The sequence below is a fragment of the Janthinobacterium sp. C22 genome (assembly GCF_057919405.1).
Genome location: NZ_CP193659.1, coordinates 5,517,359 through 5,537,036, shown reverse-complemented (window position 1 = coordinate 5,537,036; position 19,678 = coordinate 5,517,359). Strand labels below are relative to the sequence as shown.

Genomic DNA, 19,678 nt, shown 5'->3' with positions numbered 1-19,678 from the left:
GGGGACCGGGTGGAAATAGGGGAAGCCGCGCGCAGGTGCGCGCGCGGGCAGTGTAGCCAGAAAAACTTAACCTGGCCTTATAGAGGGGAGGAAATCAGCCGGCTTTGCCGGATGCTGTCCACTTGAGAAAGGCGTCGCGGTTGCGCGAGCAGATGAAGACCTTGCCCGAGCCGGAAAAGCGCAGCACGATGCCTTCGCCGCTGGTCACGCTGTTGACGATATTGCCGAGGAAGCCACCGATGCCGCCGCCGCCCGAGCCGCCGCCCGTGGTCACGGAAATCTCGTATTTCAGGCTGTTGTCCCAGCACACCACGTGGGAATTGTCGATCACGACGTCCTTGCCCGGCTCCACGTCGAGCTGGAACATGGAGCCGAAGCCCGACACCACCACTTGCCCCGTGCCGGCCGTCTCCATGACGAAGAAGCCGCCCGACTGGGCGAACAGCGCGTTGCCGATGCTTTGCGTGCGCACCTTCATTTCCGTGCCCGAGGTGGCGGCGACAAAGGCGCCGTCGTTGAGCAGGTACTGGCGCGCGCCCACGTCGACCACTTCGATGGCGCCCGGCAGGGTAGGCGAGAGCAGGCAATCGCCGCTGCCGCGCACCGCTTCGATGTGCTGCTGGAAGAACGATTCGCCATTCGCGAAGCGGCGCATGATGGCGCTGCCCAGGCCACCCGTCATCTTGCCCTTCAAATCGAGCGCCGTTTCCATCATCACCATCGCATCGGATTCGCAGTAGATGGTTTCGCCCTGCTTCATGCTGACGTGGAGGAAGGGATCGACGTCGCCCGTGACACTAAATACTGGCATGATAAATCTCCAAAAAAAGCCGCCTGAGGATATTCAGGCGGCTGCGTTTAGCTCATGAAAAAATCAAGCATTGACGCCGAAAGAACGGGCGAGGGGGCCCAGGCCGCCGTTGAAGCCCTGGCCGATGGCCTTGAACTTCCATTCGCCGTTGTAGCGGTAGATTTCGCCAAAGATCATCGCCGTTTCCGTCGAGCTGTCTTCGGACAGGTCGTAGCGGGCGATTTCTTTTTCGCCTTCCGCGTTCAGGCAGCGGATGAAGGCTTTCGAGACCATGCCGAAGTTCTGGCGGCGCGCGTCGGCGTCGTGGATGGTGACGGTGATGCTGATGCGGTCGATGTCGGCTGGCACGCGGGTCAGGTCGATTTCGATGCGCTCATCGTCGCCTTCGCCTTCGCCGGTCGTGTTGTCGCCCGTGTGCACGACGGAGCCGTCGGTCGACTTCAGGTTGTTGTAGAAGATGAAGTCAGAGTCGCCACGGACTTTGCCGTCGCTTTTCAGGAGGAATGCGCTACCGTCAAGGTCGAAGGTGGCGCCGTCCGTCGAACGAGGATCCCAGCCGAGGCCGACGATGATCTTCTTCAGGTTCGGTGCTTCCTTGCTCAGGTTGACGTTGCCGCCTTTTTGCAAACTGATTGCCATGTGGTGCTCCTTTTCAGTAAATAACTCAAACATGCCTTCATGGGATGAGCGCATAAGACGCTCGTGCCATTACTCTCTCAATTGGGGGCGGAACCCCCGATTTCAAGCTTGCGCCGCGTGCCGTTTGCGATAGCGCAGGGACGACCACAGCGAGACCAGGATGAAGGCCACGCCCGACAGGCCCGTGAACCACTCCGGAATATGGTACTTGACGGACGCCAGCATGATCAAGGCGAGGATGCCGATCGCATAATGGGCGCCATGCTCGAGGTAGACGAATTCGTCCAGGGTGCCCTTGTGCACCAGGTACACCGTCATCGAGCGCACGAACATGGCGCCGATGGCCAGGCCCAGCATGATGATGACGACGTCGTTGGTGATGGCGAACGCGCCGATCACGCCGTCAAAGCTGAACGAGGCGTCCAGCACTTCCAGGTACAGGAAGCCGCCGATACTGCCGCGCGCCACCGTTTTTACCAGGTCGCCATTGCCGTTCTTCGCTGGCGCGGCGCCTTCCTCCTCGTCATCCTGCAAGTCCGGCTCGCCTTCTTCCAGCAAGCCGCTGATCCAGTTCACGCCGATGTAGACGGCGATGCCGACGATGCCCGACGCGAGCACGCTGTATTTGGCTTCGGCAGGACCCATCGCCACGCAGGCGGCCACGGCGCCCATGGTGATCAGGACGGCCAGGCTTTCCGTGCCCAGCGCGTTGACTTTTTCCTCGGCCCAGCCCAGCCAGTGCAATTCCTTCTCGTCGTCAAACAGGAAGTTCAGGAACACCAGCAGCAGGAAGGCGCCGCCGAAGGCCGCCACTTGCGCATGGTTGTCCGTCAGGTGCTTGGCATACACGTCCGGCGTCGTGGTGGCCATGGTCCACACGTCGACCAGGCCCAGGCCCGTGGCGACGGAAACGATGACCAGCGGGAACAGCAGCCGCATGCCGAAGACGGCCACGAGGATACCGACCGTGAGGAACAGTTTTTGCCAGAACTCATTCCAGTGGCGCAAGACCGAGGCATTCACCACGGCATTGTCGAACGACAGCGACACTTCCATGATGCCCAGCACGCCCGTGATCCACAGGGCATTGATCAGGCCGGGCATGCCGCCATGGCTGTAACCCCACCAGCCCGACACTGCCATCAGGATAAAAGTGACTAAAAAGGAAATTCTGAAATGCCGCATGAGTACCCCGTTGCAAGTGAAAGACGTTTGATTATCCGCGCCGCTGTGCGCGCCGCACTCAGTGTTGATATACGTCAATTGTTGTATATGCCATGATTTTATATTAGTTGCCGCCCGGGGCGGCGTTTTATAGACCGGCGACAGACAGTTCTGCTGGCGCGGACGATCTGCGATAATTGCGGCGCGCCCATCCGGCTGCCGCAGTCTCTTGCACACTCTCGACATATATATAAGAAGGAATACCCCGTGGATATCGCTTACCTCGTCACGCCCCTGATCACCTGGATCCTGGTCGGACCGATCAAATTCCTGATCAACAGTGTCCGCACGCGGCAATGGGCGTTCGGCCTGGTCGGCAATGGCGGCTTTCCCAGCAACCATAGCGCCGTCGTGTCCAGCATGGCTACCCTGATCGCCTTGCGCGAAGGCATAGGCCATCCCGCCTTCGGCGTGGCCGTGACCCTGGCTTTCATCGTCATCATCGACGCCAACAGCCTGCGCCAGCACGTGGGCAAGCAGGCGGCCGCCATCAACCGCCTGGCGGGGGAGGCGGCCAGCGCCGCGCACAAGACCTTGCGCGAGCGCATGGGCCATACCCTGGTGGAAATCGCCGGCGGCCTGTGCACGGGCGTGGCGATCGGTTTCCTGATCAACTACGTGTTTGCCCGCTAAGCGTTGTTCCCCTGAAACGCAAAACCCCGCTTCAAGGCGGGGTTTTGCGTTTCAGGGCGTAAAAACTACGTTTCATCCATTCAATAAAGCATTACAGGAAACCGCCGATTGACATGCCCGGATGCGCTCATGGATACTTTGGCGCTTGTGGTTTTAATAAAAATAAATGCCTGCCATCGCCTGCGGTCCTATCCGGGCCGCCGGGACGGTCGCGGCGCTATCTATCCGGAGAAATACCCATGTTGCGCAAAACCCTGTTTGTTCTGGCAATCGCTTCTGCCCTGGCCGCCTGCGGCAAAGAGTCCAAAGATCCCGGCAAGGGCGGCAAGAATGCCAAGGAACAGGCCAGCGCTAGCGTCAATCTGCTGGTGTCCCCGGAAGACCTGCTGACCATCCAGAGCAATGCGCTGGCGTCGGGTCCCGTCATCACCGGTTCCGTGCAGCCCGAGCGCAACGCGGACTTGCGCGCCGAAGTGTCAGCCGTGGTGATCCAGGTCCTGAAGGAAAACGGCGAAATCGTCAAACGGGGCGACGTGCTGGTGCGCCTGGACGAAACGGCCATCCGCGACAGCCTCAATTCGGCCGAGGAAGCCAGCCGCGCCTCGAGCCAGGTGCTGGAGCAGTCCGAACGCATGTTCCAGCGCATGAAAACCCTGCGCGCCTCGGGCATGACGTCGACGCAGGCGCTGGAAGACGCGGAAATCCGCCGCAACAATGCGCAAAGCGATCTGTCCGCCGCGAAGAGCCGCGCCGCCCAGGCACGCCAGCAGCTGCAGCGTACCCTCGTGCGCGCGCCGTTCGACGGCATCGTGAGCGAGCGCAAGGTATCGAATGGCGATACGGCGCAAATCGGCAAGGAATTGATCAAGGTCATCGATCCGACCAGTATGCGCCTGGAAGGCCTGGTGTCGGCCGACAAGATCGGCGTCGTCAAGGTGGGCCAGCCCGTGCTGTTCCGCATCAATGGCTATCCCGGCCAGGATTTCGCGGGCAAGGTGCGCCGCGTCGATCCTGCCGCCAACGCCGTCACGCGCCAGGTGGCCGTGCTCGTCGATTTCAATGACAAGGAACAGCCGCGCGTGGCCGGCCTGTACGCGGAAGGGCGCATCGAGACGGCAACCGTCAGCGCGCTGATGATACCCGACTCGGCTCTGGTGAAGGCTGGCGACGTCACGTACACGTGGAAAGTCAAGGACAAGGCCTTGCATAAAGCCACGTTGCGCATCGGCGCGCGCGACGTGCGCACGGGCCAGTGGGAAGTGCAAAGCGGCCTGGCCAGCGGCGACACCGTGCTGCGCACGCCCGGTTCGACCTTCAAGGATGGGCAGAAAGTGGAATTGACGGCTGCCAAGGCCGTCCCCGCCGCCGCCGTGGCCAGCAGCAGCGCCGCCGTTGCCGGTAAAGGAAACTAAGCCATGTTCCTTTCCGATTTCAGTATCAAGCGGCCCACGGCCACCATCGTCCTGATCCTGGCGATGATGTGCGTCGGTTTGCTGGCGCTCAAGAAACTGCGCGTCAACCAGAATCCGGACGTCGAAGTGCCGTTCATCGTCGTCAGCATTCCCTACCCTGGCGCCTCGCCCGATACGGTCGAGCGCGAAGTGGTGAACCGCCTGGAAAAATCCTTGCAAAGCATTTCCGGCGTGACCGAAGTCAATAGCAGTTCCAACGAAGGCTCGGCCAGCATCTTCATTCAGTTTTCCTTCAAGACGAACCTGATCGAAGCGTCCGACGATATCCGCAACGCGATTGCCGCCGTGCGCTACAAGCTGCCGACGGAAATGCGCGAACCGATATTGCAGCGCATCGACCCGTCGGCCGAGCCGATCATGCAGCTGGCGCTGTCGTCGAGCGCGCAAAGCCATGCGGAAATCTCGCGCCTGGCCGAGGACGTGCTGTCGGACCGCTTCCGCGCCGTCGACGGCGTGGCGCTGGTGAACGTGGGCGGTTCGCTGAAACGCGAACTGTCCGTGCTGCTGCGCGCGGAAAAGTTGCGTGAGTACAATGTTTCCGTCAGCGACGTCGTCACCGCCTTGCGCAACCAGAATACCAATGCGCCGGTGGGCAAGGTGCGCGGCACCCTGGACGAGAAAAGCATCCGCCTGGTCGGCCGCATCGAGTCGCCGAGCGATTTCGAGCAAGTGGTGATCAAGCGCCGCGGCGAGGAAATCGTGCGCCTGGCGCAAGTGGCGACGATCGAGGATGGTTTTGCCGAGATCAACACCTTGAGCGTGCGCAGCGGCAAGCCCAACGTGGGCATCTCGATTACCCGCGTGCGCGACGCCTCCACCGTCAGCGTGGCCAACAAGATCCGCGACATGGTCGAGGAAATCAACAAGACCTTGCCGAAAGGCACGTTGTTGCAGGTGACGCGCGACGGCGGCGAAAACGCCCAGCATAGCCTGAACAACGTGATCGAATCGCTGGTGCTGGGCGCGGTGCTGACGATTTTCGTCGTCTACGCCTTCCTGAACTCGTGGCGCTCGACCCTGATCACGGCGCTCAGCCTGCCCACGTCCGTGATCGCCGCCTTCATTGCCGTGTGGCTGTGCGGCTTCACCCTGAACTTCATGACCTTGCTGGGCCTGTCCTTGGCCATTGGCGTGCTGATCGATGACGCCATCGTGGTGCGCGAAAACATCGTGCGGCACATGCAGATGGGCAAGGATCGCCGCACGGCGGCGCTGGAAGGCACGGCCGAGATCGGCATGGCCGTGGCCGCCACGACCTTTTCCATCATCGCCGTGTTCATCCCCGTGGCCTTCATGCCCGGTATCTCCGGCGAATGGTTCCGTCCGTTTGCCCTGACGGTGACGTGCTCGGTGCTGGTCAGCCTGGGCATCTCGTTTACGCTCGACCCGATGCTGTCGGCCTACTGGGGCGACCCGGTCGAGGAACATGCGGCGCCGAAAAAGGCATCGGCCGCGTGCTGGAGAAATTCAATCACTGGTTCGACCACCAGGCCGACCGCTACGGCAACGTCATCGCCTGGGCCCTGCACCACCGCCGCTGGATGGCCGTGATCGCTTTCGGCAGCCTGGTGGGCGCCATCGCCCTGCACGCCACGCACGGCGGCACGAGTTTCCTGCCAGCATCCGATTCGGGCAATCTGATGATCAATGTGCGCACGCCATCGTCGAGCAGCATCGAATATTCGCGTTTGAAACTGGAAGCGGCGGCCGTGCTGGCGCGTACCTTGCCTGAAACCAAGGATACCAACAGCTCCGTCAACGCAAACGGCGGGCGCGTGTATGTCGATATCGGCAAGCGCAACACGCGCAAGCGTTCGGCCAAGGAAATCGCCGTCGAGCTGCGCGAAAAGATGTCGCGCCTGGTGGGCGCCGAATACGTGGTGCAGGATGACTTGAGCAATGGTTCGCAAAAGCCCATCCAGGTGGAGTTCACGGGTCCCGATTCGCGTAAACTCATGGAAATTACCAACGCCTACATGGACAAGCTGCGCGCCATTCCCGGCGCCGTCGATGTGGGCTTGTCGGAGCAGGACCCGAAGAACGAGCTGCAGATCGAGCTCAACCGTGGTCTGGCCAATTCCATGGGCATTTCCGTCAATGACGCGGCGCAATCGCTGCGCGTGGCGTTTGCCGGCGTGGAAGTGGGCGACTGGGTCGATCCGACGGGCGAGACGCGCGACGTGGCCGTGCGCCTGCACCCCGACGACCGCGTGGCATCGGAAAACATCGAGCGCCTGCCGATCAGCGTGACGGGCACGTCGCAAATGGTGCCGCTCGACCAGATCGCCACCATTACCATGGGCAAGGGTCCGTCCGGCATCGAGCACAAGAATGGCAAGCGCACGATCACCGTGTCGGCCAATGCGCAGGGCCGTTCGAACGGCGAAGTGACGAGTGACGCCATGAAGCTGGCCAACTCCATCGACTTCCCGCCCGGCTACGGCCTGGCGTTGGGCGGCGCGGGCCAGGACCAGCAGGAGCTGTTCACGGAAATGCTGATCGCGCTGGTGATGGGTATCGGCCTGATGTATTTGATCCTGGTGATGCAGTTCGGTTCCTTCACGGCGCCGGTGGCCGTGATGATGTCCTTGCCGCTCAGTCTGATCGGCGTGGTGGTGGCGCTGGTGATCACCAACAATACCCTCAACCTGATGAGCTTTATCGGCATCATCATGCTGATGGGCCTGGTCGCCAAGAACGCCATCCTGCTGCTCGACGCGGCGCGCAAGCGCGAGGAAGAAGGCCATGGCCGCGAAGACGCGCTGATGTATGCGGGCCGCATGCGCCTGCGCCCCATCCTGATGACGACGTTCGCGCTGATCGCCGGCATGTTCCCCGTGGCGCTGGGCCTGGGCGAGGGTGGCGAGTTCTACCGTCCATTGGCGATCGCCATCATCGGCGGCACCATCACCTCGACGATTCTGACCCTGCTGGTCGTGCCGACCTTCTATGACAGCATCGAGATCGCCCGCGATGGCGCCGTGGCCAAGTTCCACCGCCGCGCCGCGCGCATGCCCGTGGCCGTGGCCATGATACTGACCTTGCTCGAATGCGTGCTGACCCTGCTGCTGGTGCGCTTCGTCTACCGCATGCTGAAGAAGGCCGTGCTGTTCCTGATGGGCCGCCGCGCGCCGAAGACAGCGTCGGTCAGCCTGCAAAAGTAAGTCAGGCAGCCTCGGCTGCGCAATCCTTGTGCCAGGTCAAAGAGCCTTCTTCGGAAGGCTCTTTTTACGTCTGGTGCTCTACAATCGTAGGACGGGCGGGCGAGTTCGCCAGCCTGGTATCGCGGTACTTTTGCGATATTTTTCAACGGTAATGTGGCACGGCAACGTAACGGACCAGCACCATGTTCTCCAGCCTCCGGCAGCCCATACTCGGCATCCTCACGGCATGCCTGCTGGCCGCTTGCGCCGTCGGGCCGGACTTCCGGCCTCCCGCCGCCCCCGGCGGCGACCGCTACACGCCGGCGCCATTGCCGGCGCACACCGTGGCCGCGCCCGGTCCCGCCGGCCAGGCGCAGCGTTTCGTGCCGGGCCAGGACATACCCGCGCAATGGTGGTCGCTGTTCCAGTCGCCGGCGCTGGACCAGCTGGTGCGCGGCGCCCTCGCGCGCAGTCCCGGCCTGGCGTCGGCCCAGGCGGCCCTGCGCCAGGCCGATGAAAACTACCGCGCCCTGTCCGGCCGCCTGCTTTATCCCGAGGTGGGCGCCCGGCTGGGCGTCAGCCGCGAGAAAAACAGCAACCTGGAGGGCGTGGGCGGCGTCCTGAATTTGTACAATGGCTCGGTGAATGTGTCGTATGCGCTGGATGTGTTTGGTGGCAACAAGCGCCAGCTGGAGGGCTTGCAAGCCCTGGTCGACTATCGGCAGTATCAGCTGGAAGCCGTGTACCTGACCCTGACGGCCAACCTGGTGACGACGGCCATCCGCGAAGCATCGTTGCGCGCCCAGCTGCAGGCCACCGGCGAGATACTCGATGCGCAGCAGAAACAGCTGGACCTGATCGAGCAGCAATTGCGCTTCGGCGCCATCGGCCGCGCCACGGTGCTGGTCCAGCGCAACACGGTGGCGCAGACGCGCGCCAGCGTGCCGCCGCTGGAAAAGGCCCTGGCCCTGACGCGCCACCAGCTGTCCGTGTATGCGGGCCGCTTGCCCAGCGAGCCCGGCATGCCCGAATTCGACCTGGCGTCGCTGCGCCTGCCGCAGGACTTGCCCGTTTCCCTGCCATCGGCCCTGGTGCGCCAGCGCCCCGACATCCGCGCCAGCGAAGCGCTGCTGCAGCAGGCCAGCGCGCAGATCGGCGTCGCCACGGCAGCCATGTATCCCCAATTCACCTTGACGGGCAACGTCGGCGCGCTGGCCACCAGCGTTCCCGCGCTGCTGCATGCCGGTTCTGCCGTGTGGGGCGTGGCGGCCGGGCTGGCCCAGCCCATTTTCAATGGCGGCGCGCTGCGCGCCGGGCGGCGTGCCGCCGTCGCCGCCTACGAGGGCGCGGCGGCCGATTACCGCGCCACCGTGCTGGGCGCTTTCCAGAATGTGGCGGACAGCCTGCGCGCCCTCGAAGCCGATGCGGCCGCCTTGCAGCAGCAAGCCGAGGTGGCGGCCATGGCCAGCGAATCGCTGGCGCTGAGTACGCAGCAATTCAAGCTGGGCGCCATCAGCTACCTGAGCCTGCTGGACGCCCAGCGCACTTACCAGCAGGCCAGGGTGGGCCTGGTACAGGCGCAGGCGGCCCGCTATGCCGATAGCGCCGCGCTGTTTCAGGCGCTGGGCGGCGGCTGGTGGAACCGTCCCGCACTGCAGGCCGTTTCCACGGCAGCGGACTGACGGGCCGGCACGGCAAGGCCTGGCAATACGGCACGCGCAATGGCAGCGGGACGCAATGACAAGGAGCGCATCCATGACGAAACGCACGAAACGCATGCTCATCATGCTGGGGGCGGTGGTGCTGTTGATTGCCCTGCTGGCGCTGGGATTTTTCCTGCACATCCGCCAGCTCATGGCCAGTTCCCCCAAGCCCACGCCGCAGACGGTATCGGCGACCATCATCCGCAAGGCCGAGTGGCAGCCGCACCTGGCGTCCGTGGGCACCCTGGTGGCCGTGCGCGGCGTCGACGTGACGAGCGAAATCGCCGGCCTCGTCAGGTCCATCCATTTCAAGTCCGGCCAGGAAGTGACGGCGGGGCAACTGTTGCTGCAGCTGAACGCCGATGCCGACCTGGCGCAGCTGCGCGCCCTGGAGGCGGCCGCCGAACTGGCCGCGTCCGTGCTGGCGCGCGACCGCCAGCAATTTGCCGTGCAGGCGATCAGCCAGGCGCAGGTCGACAACGATGTGGCCGACCTGAAAAGCCGCAAGGCGCTGGCGGCCCAGCAGGCGGCGCTGGTGGAGAAGAAGACCATCCGCGCGCCGTTTGCGGGAAAACTCGGCATCACCACCGTCAATCCGGGCCAGTACTTGAATCCCGGCGACAAGATCGTCACCTTGCAAACCATCGATCCCATCTATGTCGACTTCTATATTCCGCAAAAGCAGCTGGGCGGCCTGCAGGTGGGCCAGGTACTGAACCTGTCCAGCGATGCGCATGCGAACACGGTGTTTGCGGGCAAGATCAGCGCCATCAGTTCCAAGGTCGACCCCGCCACGCGCAATGTGCAGGTGGAAGCCACGGTGGCCAATCCCAAACGCCAGCTGTTGCCGGGCATGTTTGCCAACGTCCATGTGGAAGTGGGGGAAGAAGCAGTACCTGACCTTGCCGCAGACGGCGATCACCTACAACCCGTATGGTTCCACCGTCTTCGTCGTGCAGCCGGCCCCGGTCCCGGCGCCCAGGGACGCCGCGCCGGGCGGCGCCGCTCCCGCCGCCCCACCGCCGAAGACGGGCGACCTGGTGGTGCGGCAGGTGTTTGTCACGACGGGCGAGACGCGCGGCGACCAGGTGGCCGTGCTGACCGGGCTCACCGAGGGGCAGCAAGTCGTCACCAGCGGGCAGATCAAGCTCAAGAACGGTAGTCCCGTGGTGATCAGCAACGTCGTCGAGCCGCGCAACAATCCGCGGCCCACGCCGCAGGAACACTGAGGCGCCGCCATGAACTTCACCGATCTCTTTATCCGCCGGCCCGTGCTGGCCATGGTGGTGAGCCTGCTGCTGGTGGTGCTGGGCTTGCGCTCCCTGTTCAGCTTGCCCATCAACCAGTATCCGAAGACGCAGAACGCCGTCGTGACGATCTCCACCACCTATTACGGCGCCGACGCGCAGACGGTGGCCGGTTTCATTACGCAGCCACTGGAATCGGCCATTGCCCAGGCGCAGGGCATCGATTACCTGTCTTCGTCCAGCAGCAGCGGCGTGTCGACCATCACGGCCACCTTGCGCCTCAATTACGACGCGAACCGGGCTTTGACGGAAATCAACACCCAGGTCAGTTCCGTGAAGAACCAGTTACCGGCCCAGGCGCAAACGCCCGTGCTGACGGTGCAGATGGGGCAGACGACGGACGCCATGTACCTGGGCTTTTACAGTAATACCTTGCCGACGAATAATGTGACGGATTACCTGAGCCGCGTCGTCAAGCCCAAGCTCGACTCCGTCAGCGGCGTGCAGACGGCGGAACTGCTGGGCGCGCGCCAGTTCGCCCTGCGTGCCTGGCTGGACGCGGACAGGATGGCCGCGTTCGGCGTGACGGCGGCCGAGGTCAGTACGGCCCTGGGCAATAACAATTACCTGGCCGCGCTGGGGGCCAGCAAGGGCCAGATGGTGACCGTCCCCCTGACGGCCGGCACGGACCTGCATTCGGTCGAGGAATTCAGGAAGCTCGTCGTCAAGCGCAGCGGCGACTCCATCGTGCGGCTGGAAGACCTGGCCACCGTCGTGCTGGGTTCTGAAAACTATGATTTCAACGTGGCCTTCAGCGGCGTGCGCTCCGTCTTCATCGGCATCAAGGTGGCGCCGGAAGCCAATATCCTCGACGTGGCCAAGCGCGTGCGCGCCGTCTTCCCCGGCATCCAGTCCCAGCTGCCGGCCGGGCTGACGGGCGAAATCGTGTACGACTCGACCTTCTTCATCAATACCTCGATCAAGGAAGTCATCAAGACCCTGGCCGAGGCGCTGCTGATCGTCACCATCGTCATCTATCTGTTCCTGGGCAGCCTGCGGGCCGTGATCGTGCCCGTGATCGCCATGCCGCTGTCCCTGATCGGCACGTTTACGGCCATGCTGGCGCTCGGCTATTCCATCAACTTGCTGACCTTGCTGGCCATCGTGCTGGCCATCGGCCTGGTGGTCGACGACGCCATCATCGTGGTGGAAAACGTGGACCGCCACATGAAGCAGGGCCAGCCGCCGCTGGAAGCCAGCCTGCTGGCGGCGCGCGAACTGGGCAGCCCGATTCTGGCCATGACGGTGGTGCTCATCGCCGTGTACGTGCCCATCGGTTTCCAGGGCGGCCTGACGGGGGCGCTGTTCACGGAATTCGCCTTCACCCTGGCCGGCGCCGTGGCCGTGTCGGGCGTGGTGGCCCTGACCCTGTCGCCCATGATGTGTTCACGCTTTTTCCGTCCGGAACAGGACAGCGGCCGCTTCGTGCAAGCCATCGACCGCGTCTTCGGCAAGGTGCACGACACGTATCAACGCCTGCTGCATGCGCTGCTCGACACCTGGGTGGTGCTCATCGTCATGGCGGCGCTATTGATGGTGGTGCTGGGGCTGATGTTCAAGATGTCGCAGTCCGAGCTGGCGCCCGAGGAAGACCAGGGCGTCGTGCTGTCGCAGGTGGTGGGCGACCCGACGGCCACGTCGGACCAGATGCAAGTGTATGCGGAGCAAATCTACCAGGTGGCCAAGGCCATGCCCGAATACAGCCAGATGTTCCAGATCACGGGCGTGCCGACGGTCAACTCGGGTTTTGGCGGCATGCTGATGACGCCCTGGGACCAGCGCACGCGCAGCGCCCAGGAAGTGCAGCAAGACTTGCAGGCGGGCTGGAACAAGATCGCCGGCGCGCGCGTGGCCGCCTTCCAGTTTCCCGCCTTGCCCGGTTCCTCTGGCTTGCCCGTGCAATTCGTCATCGCTACCACGGAACCGTTTGAAAACCTCGATGCCATCGCGCAGCAGGTGCTGGAGAAGGCGCGCGCATCGGGCAAGTTCTATTTCATCGATACGGACTTGAAAATCGACAAGCCGCAAGCCACCGTGGCGGTCGACCGCGACAGCGTCGCCGCGCTGGGCATGACGCAGCAGGATGTGGGGCAGGCGCTGGGCGCGGCCTTGGGCGGCGGTTACGTCAATTACTTTTCCATCGCCGGGCGTTCGTATAAAGTGATCCCGCAGGTGCTGCAGGTCGACCGCCTCAATCCGTCGGCCGTGCTGGATTTCCATATCAAGACGCCCAACGGCACGATGATACCGGCCAGTACCGTCGCGCATATCCAGTACGATGTCGTGCCCGAGTCGATCAACCGCTTCCAGCAGCTCAATTCCGTGACGCTTTCCGGCGTGTCCGGCGCCTCGCAGGGCGAGGTGCTGGGCTTCATGCGCGAGACGCTGGCCCAGGTGGCGCCCAGCGGCTACACGGCCGATTACGCGGGGCAGTCGCGCCAGTTCGTGCAGGAATCGGGCGGCTTCATCGTCACCATGCTGTTTGCCGTGGTGATCGTCTTCCTGGCGCTGGCGGCGCAGTTCGAGAGCTTCCGCGACCCCGTCGTGATCCTCGTTTCCGTGCCGCTGGCCCTGTTTGGCGCGACCATGTTCATCTTCCTCGGCTTTGCATCGGTCAATATCTACACGGAGGTGGGCCTGGTGACCCTGATGGGATTGATCAGCAAGCATGGCATCCTGATCGTGGAAGTGGCCAATCAGCTGCAAAAGACGGGCAAGAGCAAGCGCGAGGCGGTGGAAGAGGCCGCCGCCGTGCGCCTGCGTCCCATCCTGATGACGACGGCGGCCATGGTGTTTGGCGTGCTGCCGCTGGTGATCGCTTCGGGCGCGGGCGCTGCCGGGCGTCATGCGATGGGGTTGGTGATTTTTACGGGCCTGTCCATCGGCACCTTGTTTACCCTGTTCGTGGTGCCTGCCATGTATCTGTTCCTGGCGGCGGATCACCAGGCGCTGAGCGCCCGGGCGGCTGGCAAGGCGGTGCCGGCCCACTGACGCGCCGTGGCAGGGAGAATTGATGTGATGTGATGTGCAAGAAAAAGAGCCTTCGTCGGAAGGCTCTTTTTTGCGTATTGTGCTGAAGGCTTGCAGCCAGGTCGACCGCCGGGACGCGGTTGTTAGCTGCTGCGCGGCGGTGGCGTGGTGCCTGTCCCCGTTCCGGTTCCGGTACCCGGCGTGGTGCCATTGGCAGGCGGGGTGGTGGCCGGCGGCGTGGTCGTGCCGTCGGGATTGGTGGTCGTGCCCGGTGCTACGGATGGCGTGGTGGGCGTGGTGGTGTCCGGCGTGGTGGTGCCGCTGGTGCCCGAGGTGCCGCTGCCGCCCGTGCCGGGTGTGGCGGCCGGCGTGGCCGGGGCGGTGGTGGTCTCGTTGTGCTTGTTGCAGCCGCCCAGCAGCGCGCACACGATGGCGGTGCCGAGGACAAGCTTGCTGGTGCTAAGGAATGGAGCCGTCATGATTGTTCCTTTCTCGTTGGAAAGCTGTCGTGGGTAGTCATACCTCGCCAGTTGCCTGCCACGGTGCGGGCAGGCCGTCGTAGCAAGGCTGGCATCGCTTGCAAAAATTAGAGTGGGCAGGCGCGCGCAGGTTCACGGGATTTACAAATCAGTGGCCATCGGCAGCAGGATCGGCGATCCGTTTTGATATGGCGCAAACGCGCCACGTGAACGAGAAAGAAAGGGCCAGGACAGGACGTCCCGGCCGCGGGCAAGGGCCTTATTTGGCGGCAGGGACCTTGCTCACTTCCACTTCCCAATCCACGCCCGACGCGACGTGGTGTTTGGCGGCAAAGTCGCCCTGGCTGATGGCCACGGCCACGTCGAGCAGGCTGTTCAGGTAGACCAGCGGCTTGCCCTTGGCGACGCCGCCAAACGTGTGTTCGAACGGCGCCGTGACCTTGGCCACTTGCTTACCCTTGTGCAAGATGCGCACTTGCAGCGGATCGTGCAGTTTCACCTGCAATTCGTCGAGCAGGGACTTCGGGATATTCGTCCAGACATTGCCATATTTCACATCGAGCACGGGCACGATGCCACGGATGGTATTGCCGTCGCGCACAGGTTTTTGGTACGCGATCTTGACCACGGATTCGCTGGGCAATGGCGGGCCCACCTGTTCATACGTGATGGCGCCCGACGCCAGGCGCGCGCCCACGTAGGCGTACACGTCGCGGCCGTGGAAGGTGTAGGACTCGGCGGAGCCAGCCAGGCGGTTGACCTGTTCATCGATTTCGCGCAGTTCCGCCACGCCGTCGCGCTCGGCGATCAGGGTGAACAGGCCGTTGTCCGGGCCCACGAAGTAGCGTCCGCCCTTGGTTTTCAGCACCACCGACTTGCGCGCCGTGCCCACGCCAGGGTCGATGACGGACACAAACACCGTGCCTTGCGGCCAGTAATTGGCCGTCTGGTACAAACGGTAGGCGCCCAGCCAGATGTCGTAGTCGGGAATCTGGTGCGTCAGGTCCGAGATGGTGAGCTGGGGATCGACACCATAGGCGACGCCATGCATGGCGGACACGGCGCCGTCGGCCGTGCCGAAGTCCGTCATCAGCACCAGCGGCGCGGCGGCCTGGGCGCTGGATAACAGGAGGGCGCTCAGGCAGGCGCCGGCGACGAGGTGGGAGATTCGTTTGATGATCATGATTTATCCTTGTCCGTGTCAGAACGTGTAGCTTAATTTAGCGTAAAAGTAGGCGCCATTGACGCCGATGGGGTTGATGAAATTGTAGGGCAGGGCGCCGCCATATGTGGCGTTGTTCGTTTCCCGCACGCGCTGCGGATAGCGGTCGAGGATATTGTTGCCGCCCACGCTCAGGGTCAGCTGCTTGCTCAGTTTTAACTGCCCTTCCAGGTCCAGCGACCAGACGGAGCCGAAGCGCTGGGCGGGGATGCCGTCGATCAGGGGCGCATCGCTGTCGTAGGAAAAATCTTTCAGCTCGCCAAAGCGCGTGGCGCGCGCCTGCACGCCCCAGTCGGCCGCCTGCCAGTCGGCGCCGAGGATCAATTTGCTGGCGGGCGACGCATGTTTGATGCGGAACAAACTCGTCTCCGTCAGCAGGGTCAGACTGGGATCGATGGCGGCCAGCGCGGTGGAACTTTGGCGCACCTTGTCGAACGTTGTCTTGTTCAGGTTCAGGGCCGCATTCAGGTTCAGCTTGCCTGACGTGAAGGCCAGATCGTGGTTCAGTACCACGTCCAGGCCTTTGGTACGCGTGTCGAGCAAATTGGCAAGGTAAGCCACGGACTGGATATCACCGCGGCCATTCGCAGCCAGGTAGGCCGTGACGGCGTCGCTTTGCAAGTCGCTCGAACGCGTGATGCGGTCGCGGATGCGGATCACGTAGGCGTCCACCGTCACACTGGTGGCGGCGGCCGGTTTCCAGGCCAGGCCCAGGGACAGGTTGGTGGATTTTTCCGGCTTCAGCTGTTGCGCGCCGAAGCTGCGCGCCAGCGGGTCGCTGGCCGGCAGCAGGGCCGCCGTTTGCAGGGCCGTGCCATCGGCGTTGAAGTTCAAGGTGGCGAAGCGGAACCCCGTCTGCACGAGGGCGGGTGCGCGGAAGCTGTTCGACAGCGAGCCGCGCACGAGGAAATTCTCCGTCACTTTATAGCGCGTGGACAACTTGCCCGTGCTGGCGCTGCCGAAGTCGCTGTAGCGGGAATGGCGGGCAGCGGCGCCCACCAGCAGGCGCGGCGTGAGATCGCTTTCCACGTCCGCATACACGGAGCGGATTTGCCGGCTGCCGTCATAGGCGTCCGATGGGCGCAGTCCGGGACCGGCCTGGGCGCCCGGTGGTGCATCGGTGAAGCTGCCGGCCGCATACGAAGCGGCGTCGCCAGCCGAGCTTTGGTAGGTTTCGCGCATCCATTCGGCGCCCACGGCCACGCTCAATGGGGCGGGCAAGCCGATGTCGAGGCTGCGCGTGGCATCAAGGTTCAGGGCGTTCTGGCGGAAGTCGAAGCCGGCCAGCTTGAAACGCGTGGGGCTGGCCGCGCCCAGCGAGGCGTTGACGGAGTGGCTCACGCCGTAGTCAAAACGGTCGCTGCCATGGCGTGCGCTGGCATCCCAGTTCCACTCGCCCGCGCTGCCGCGCACGCCGGCCACGATGCTGAGGTCGCGCTTGTCGCCGTTGGTGACGGGGCGGTAGCCGTTCGGATACAGGGCCAGTACATTCGACGGGTCGCCCGGATAGCGGAAGTAGGCGCTGCCGTCGGACTTGCGTTCGTTGAGCGTGGCAAACGAGTACAGGTCCAGGCCGTTGGCCAGGGTGAGCTGGGTGTTGTAGAACAGGTAGTTGTTGCGCTGGCGCGAGTCGCCCGACTTGAACAGCACCTTGCCGTCGAGCGCCTGGTCGGCCGGCGTGAAGTTGTAGGACGTCCAGCCGGCGTCGCTGGGGCCGGCCCGTTCCGTGGGCGAGCGGCGCCGCGTTTCCGCGCCGAAGCGGAAGAATCCCGCCTCGCCCAGCGGCACGCCGTAGTCGGCGTTGACGATGACGGTCTGGCCATCCGTCAGGGTTTGATCGGTGGGGGCGAAATGCGTGTGGTTGGCGCCATAGCTGACGGAAGCGGCGCCGCCCGTGCGCGCTTTTTCAGCACGATGTTGATGACGCCCGCCACAGCGTCGCTGCCGTACTGGGCGCCCGCGCCGTCGCGCAGGATTTCGATGTGGTCGATAGCGTTCGGCGCAATGGCGTTGATGTCGACCGGCACGGTGCCGGCAAAGCTGCTTTCCGTGTCCAGCACGGCGCTCGTGTGGCGGCGCTTGCCGTTGATCAGCACCAGCACCTGGTCGGGCGCCAGGCCCCGCAACTGGATGCCGCGCACGGAGTCCGACGCGCCGCTCGATTCGATGCGGGGGAAGTTGATCGAGGGCGACAGGTTTTGCAGGGCCGCGCCCACGTCGCCCGAGGCCAGCGCATTGCTCACTTCGCGCGCGCCGAAGCGGTCGATGGGCACGCTGCTGTCGAACACCGTGCGGTTGCGCGCGCGCGAACCGACGACGGTGACCTGGTCGATGCTGGCGCTGGCTGGCGTTGCAGTACTCGTGGCCGTGTCATCAGCCTGAGCCCAGGCGGGCGCGGCGCCCAGCATGGCGCAGGCCAGCACGATGGCGCGCAGCGGCGTGGCGGGAAGGGAGGGCAAGGCGTATGAATGGCGCGGATGCAAGGCGGTGTCCTTTAAACTTGGTCATCTGGAAACAGTTGAATGAGCTTAAGGGAGACCGTTGCCCAGGCTAACGATTCTTTCTGGATATGCTTATGCTGTTGTTTCCATGCCGCGCAGCTCAGGGCGCCAGCTCAGGGCGTCAGATTACGCAGCAGGGCGGGGATCTCGGCGGGGATTTCGCGCGCCAGGTAGCCGAGGATGCCGAAGCGCAAGGCCAGCTGTTCGCCCGCCAGCGCATGCAGGGCGATGCCCCAGGCGCACGCTTGTTCCAACGGTGCGCCGCGCGCGGCCAGACCCGTGATGATGCCGGCCAGGGTGTCGCCGGAACCGGAGATGGCCAGGCCGATATTGCCGCCCGCGTGCGTCCAGGTGGTGCCATCGGGCATGGCGATGACGGTCAGCGCGCCTTTCAGCGCGACGATGGCATGCCAGCGCCGCGCCGCTTCCACGGCGCAGGCATGCGGGTCGGCCAGCACGGCGTCTTTCGACAGGCCCATCAGCTGGGCCAGCTCGCCCGCGTGCGGCGTCAGCAGCACGGGCTGGTCGAAGCGGAAGTTGGCGGGCTGGCGCACGACCTGCATGGCGCAGGCGTCGAGGATCAGCCGGCTGCCGGCAAACAGGGGCAGCAGGTGGTGCATCAGTTCGCAACTGGCGGCCGTGTCGCACATGCCTGGCCCGACGAGCACGGCATCGACCTTGCCGGCCAGCGGCGCCAGCTGGTGCCGCGCTTCGTGGCGAAAGCCGCCCTGCACCGTTTCATCGAGGCCGATGACCCGCGCCTCGGGCATTGCGACGGCCACCTGCGCCGCCACCGACGCGCCCGTCGCCAGGGTCAGCTTGCCCGCGCCCGCGCGCAGGGCGGCCGTGGCTGCCAGCACAATGGCGCCCGGTATTTCCTCGGAGCCGGCGACGATCAGCAGATGGCCGCGCACTTCCTTGTCCCCGTCGGGCTGGGGCATGGGCAGGGGCCAGGAGCGCAGCAGGGAAGGCGTGATGTCGATGGCGTCCATGGATGACCTCCGAAAGATCAGGATTTCGGCGCCGCCGGCATGTCGGGCTGGGCCGTGACGGGTGTGCCGGCCGCTTCCAGCGGCGCAACGAAGTTGCACAGGTCCAGCTGCAGCTTGCCGTGCCTGCCCAGGGCGGGGTTGAAGGCGTACGAGGTGACACCGCAGTTGGGCACGTCGGCCGCCTTGTCGATGGCCAGGATGGCGTGCTCGTCGCAGCGCTCCAGCAGGTAGCGGAAGCAATTGACGATGACCTGGTGGCCGACGATCAGCACGCGTTCGCCCCGGTATTCGCGGGTGATGGTGTCGAGCACGCTGCGCAGGCGCAGGATGACGTCGCACCAGCTTTCGCCGCCCGGCGGGCGGAAATAGAACTTGCCCACGTGCTGGCGCTGTTCGTACAGTTCCGGATATTTGCTGGCGATGCCGTGCACGGTCAGGCGGTCGAGGATGCCGAATTCCTTTTCGCGCAGGCGTTCGTCGGCCACCACGGCGCTCAAGCTGTCCGCATCGATGCGCGCCAGCACGGCTTGCGCCGTCTGGTGGGCGCGCACATACGGCGAGTACAGCACGACGGTCGGTTGT

Annotated in this window: 13 protein-coding genes and 2 pseudogenes; 6 read left to right on the top strand and 9 right to left on the bottom strand. The window is 64.2% G+C overall.

What is annotated here, in order from left to right; genetic code table 11:
* Window positions 1-94: 94 nt before the first annotated feature.
* From ACRHIG_RS25925 to ACRHIG_RS25915, 3 genes are all read right to left on the bottom strand, one after another.
* Window positions 95-811: a TIGR00266 family protein gene (locus ACRHIG_RS25925; protein WP_070224704.1), complete on the bottom strand. Its 717-nt coding sequence runs from the start codon at window positions 809-811 to the stop codon at window positions 95-97.
* 63 nt (window positions 812-874) lie between these two features.
* A complete protein-coding gene (locus tag ACRHIG_RS25920; protein ID WP_046682304.1) occupies window positions 875-1,450 on the bottom strand; it encodes a TerD family protein in 576 nt (191 codons plus the stop codon).
* A gap of 102 nt (window positions 1,451-1,552) precedes the next feature.
* Window positions 1,553-2,635 carry a DUF475 domain-containing protein gene (locus ACRHIG_RS25915; RefSeq protein WP_475416302.1) on the bottom strand — a complete coding sequence of 361 codons (1,083 nt, stop codon included), beginning with the start codon at window positions 2,633-2,635 and terminating at the stop codon, window positions 1,553-1,555.
* A gap of 246 nt (window positions 2,636-2,881) precedes the next feature.
* On the opposite strand from ACRHIG_RS25915, the gene ACRHIG_RS25910 reads away from it, so the two are divergent.
* The 6 genes and pseudogenes from ACRHIG_RS25910 (at window position 2,882) to ACRHIG_RS25885 (ending at window position 13,923) form a co-directional block, all read left to right on the top strand.
* Window positions 2,882-3,307, top strand: coding sequence for a divergent PAP2 family protein (locus ACRHIG_RS25910; RefSeq protein ID WP_475416303.1), 426 nt, complete (start codon window positions 2,882-2,884; stop codon window positions 3,305-3,307).
* Window positions 3,308-3,546: 239 nt separating this feature from the next.
* Window positions 3,547-4,719, top strand: a complete 1,173-nt coding sequence (locus ACRHIG_RS25905) for an efflux RND transporter periplasmic adaptor subunit (RefSeq protein ID WP_475416304.1) — start codon at window positions 3,547-3,549, stop codon at window positions 4,717-4,719.
* Between the two features lie 3 nt (window positions 4,720-4,722).
* A pseudogene (locus tag ACRHIG_RS25900) lies at window positions 4,723-7,943 on the top strand (efflux RND transporter permease subunit).
* 182 nt (window positions 7,944-8,125) lie between these two features.
* Window positions 8,126-9,604 carry an efflux transporter outer membrane subunit gene (locus ACRHIG_RS25895; RefSeq protein WP_489628374.1) on the top strand — a complete coding sequence of 493 codons (1,479 nt, stop codon included), beginning with the start codon at window positions 8,126-8,128 and terminating at the stop codon, window positions 9,602-9,604.
* Between the two features lie 55 nt (window positions 9,605-9,659).
* Window positions 9,660-10,854: pseudogene (locus tag ACRHIG_RS25890) on the top strand (efflux RND transporter periplasmic adaptor subunit).
* A gap of 9 nt (window positions 10,855-10,863) precedes the next feature.
* Window positions 10,864-13,923, top strand: coding sequence for an efflux RND transporter permease subunit (locus ACRHIG_RS25885; protein ID WP_489628373.1), 3,060 nt, complete (start codon window positions 10,864-10,866; stop codon window positions 13,921-13,923).
* A 122-nt stretch (window positions 13,924-14,045) separates the two neighbouring features.
* Here the strand turns inward: ACRHIG_RS25885 and ACRHIG_RS25880 are convergent, their stop codons facing one another.
* The 6 genes from ACRHIG_RS25880 to ACRHIG_RS25855 all read right to left on the bottom strand — a co-directional run bounded on the left by ACRHIG_RS25880 (window position 14,046) and on the right by ACRHIG_RS25855 (window position 19,665).
* Window positions 14,046-14,381, bottom strand: a complete 336-nt coding sequence (locus ACRHIG_RS25880) for a hypothetical protein (protein WP_489628372.1) — start codon at window positions 14,379-14,381, stop codon at window positions 14,046-14,048.
* Between the two features lie 259 nt (window positions 14,382-14,640).
* A complete protein-coding gene (locus tag ACRHIG_RS25875; protein WP_489628371.1) occupies window positions 14,641-15,564 on the bottom strand; it encodes an SAM hydrolase/SAM-dependent halogenase family protein in 924 nt (307 codons plus the stop codon).
* Between the two features lie 18 nt (window positions 15,565-15,582).
* The gene (locus tag ACRHIG_RS25870) at window positions 15,583-17,391 is read right to left on the bottom strand and encodes a TonB-dependent receptor plug domain-containing protein (protein WP_489628370.1); all 1,809 of its coding nucleotides are present in this window, start codon (window positions 17,389-17,391) and stop codon (window positions 15,583-15,585) included.
* 38 nt (window positions 17,392-17,429) lie between these two features.
* Entirely contained in the window at window positions 17,430-18,086 is a 657-nt protein-coding gene (locus tag ACRHIG_RS25865) for a TonB-dependent receptor plug domain-containing protein (protein WP_489628369.1), read from the bottom strand.
* A 131-nt stretch (window positions 18,087-18,217) separates the two neighbouring features.
* Window positions 18,218-19,096, bottom strand: a complete 879-nt coding sequence (locus ACRHIG_RS25860; RefSeq protein ID WP_489628368.1) for an NAD(P)H-hydrate dehydratase — start codon at window positions 19,094-19,096, stop codon at window positions 18,218-18,220.
* Between the two features lie 17 nt (window positions 19,097-19,113).
* Window positions 19,114-19,665 (bottom strand): histidine phosphatase family protein, encoded by a 552-nt coding sequence (locus ACRHIG_RS25855; RefSeq protein ID WP_489628367.1) that lies wholly within the window; start codon window positions 19,663-19,665, stop codon window positions 19,114-19,116.
* Window positions 19,666-19,678 lie beyond the last annotated feature (13 nt).

Bases quoted from the DNA above. Each gene is read 5' to 3' on its own strand.
- ACRHIG_RS25895 (WP_489628374.1), top strand. From the start codon at position 8,126: ATGTTCTCCAGCCTCCGGCAGCCCATACTCGGCATCCTCACGGCATGC.
- ACRHIG_RS25885 (WP_489628373.1), top strand. From the start codon at position 10,864: ATGAACTTCACCGATCTCTTTATCCGCCGGCCCGTGCTGGCCATGGTG.
- ACRHIG_RS25875 (WP_489628371.1), bottom strand. From the start codon at position 15,564: ATGATCATCAAACGAATCTCCCACCTCGTCGCCGGCGCCTGCCTGAGC.
- ACRHIG_RS25915 (WP_475416302.1), bottom strand. From the start codon at position 2,635: ATGCGGCATTTCAGAATTTCCTTTTTAGTCACTTTTATCCTGATGGCA.
- ACRHIG_RS25880 (WP_489628372.1), bottom strand. From the start codon at position 14,381: ATGACGGCTCCATTCCTTAGCACCAGCAAGCTTGTCCTCGGCACCGCC.
- ACRHIG_RS25860 (WP_489628368.1), bottom strand. From the start codon at position 19,096: ATGGACGCCATCGACATCACGCCTTCCCTGCTGCGCTCCTGGCCCCTG.
- ACRHIG_RS25920 (WP_046682304.1), bottom strand. From the start codon at position 1,450: ATGGCAATCAGTTTGCAAAAAGGCGGCAACGTCAACCTGAGCAAGGAA.
- ACRHIG_RS25925 (WP_070224704.1), bottom strand. From the start codon at position 811: ATGCCAGTATTTAGTGTCACGGGCGACGTCGATCCCTTCCTCCACGTC.
- ACRHIG_RS25905 (WP_475416304.1), top strand. From the start codon at position 3,547: ATGTTGCGCAAAACCCTGTTTGTTCTGGCAATCGCTTCTGCCCTGGCC.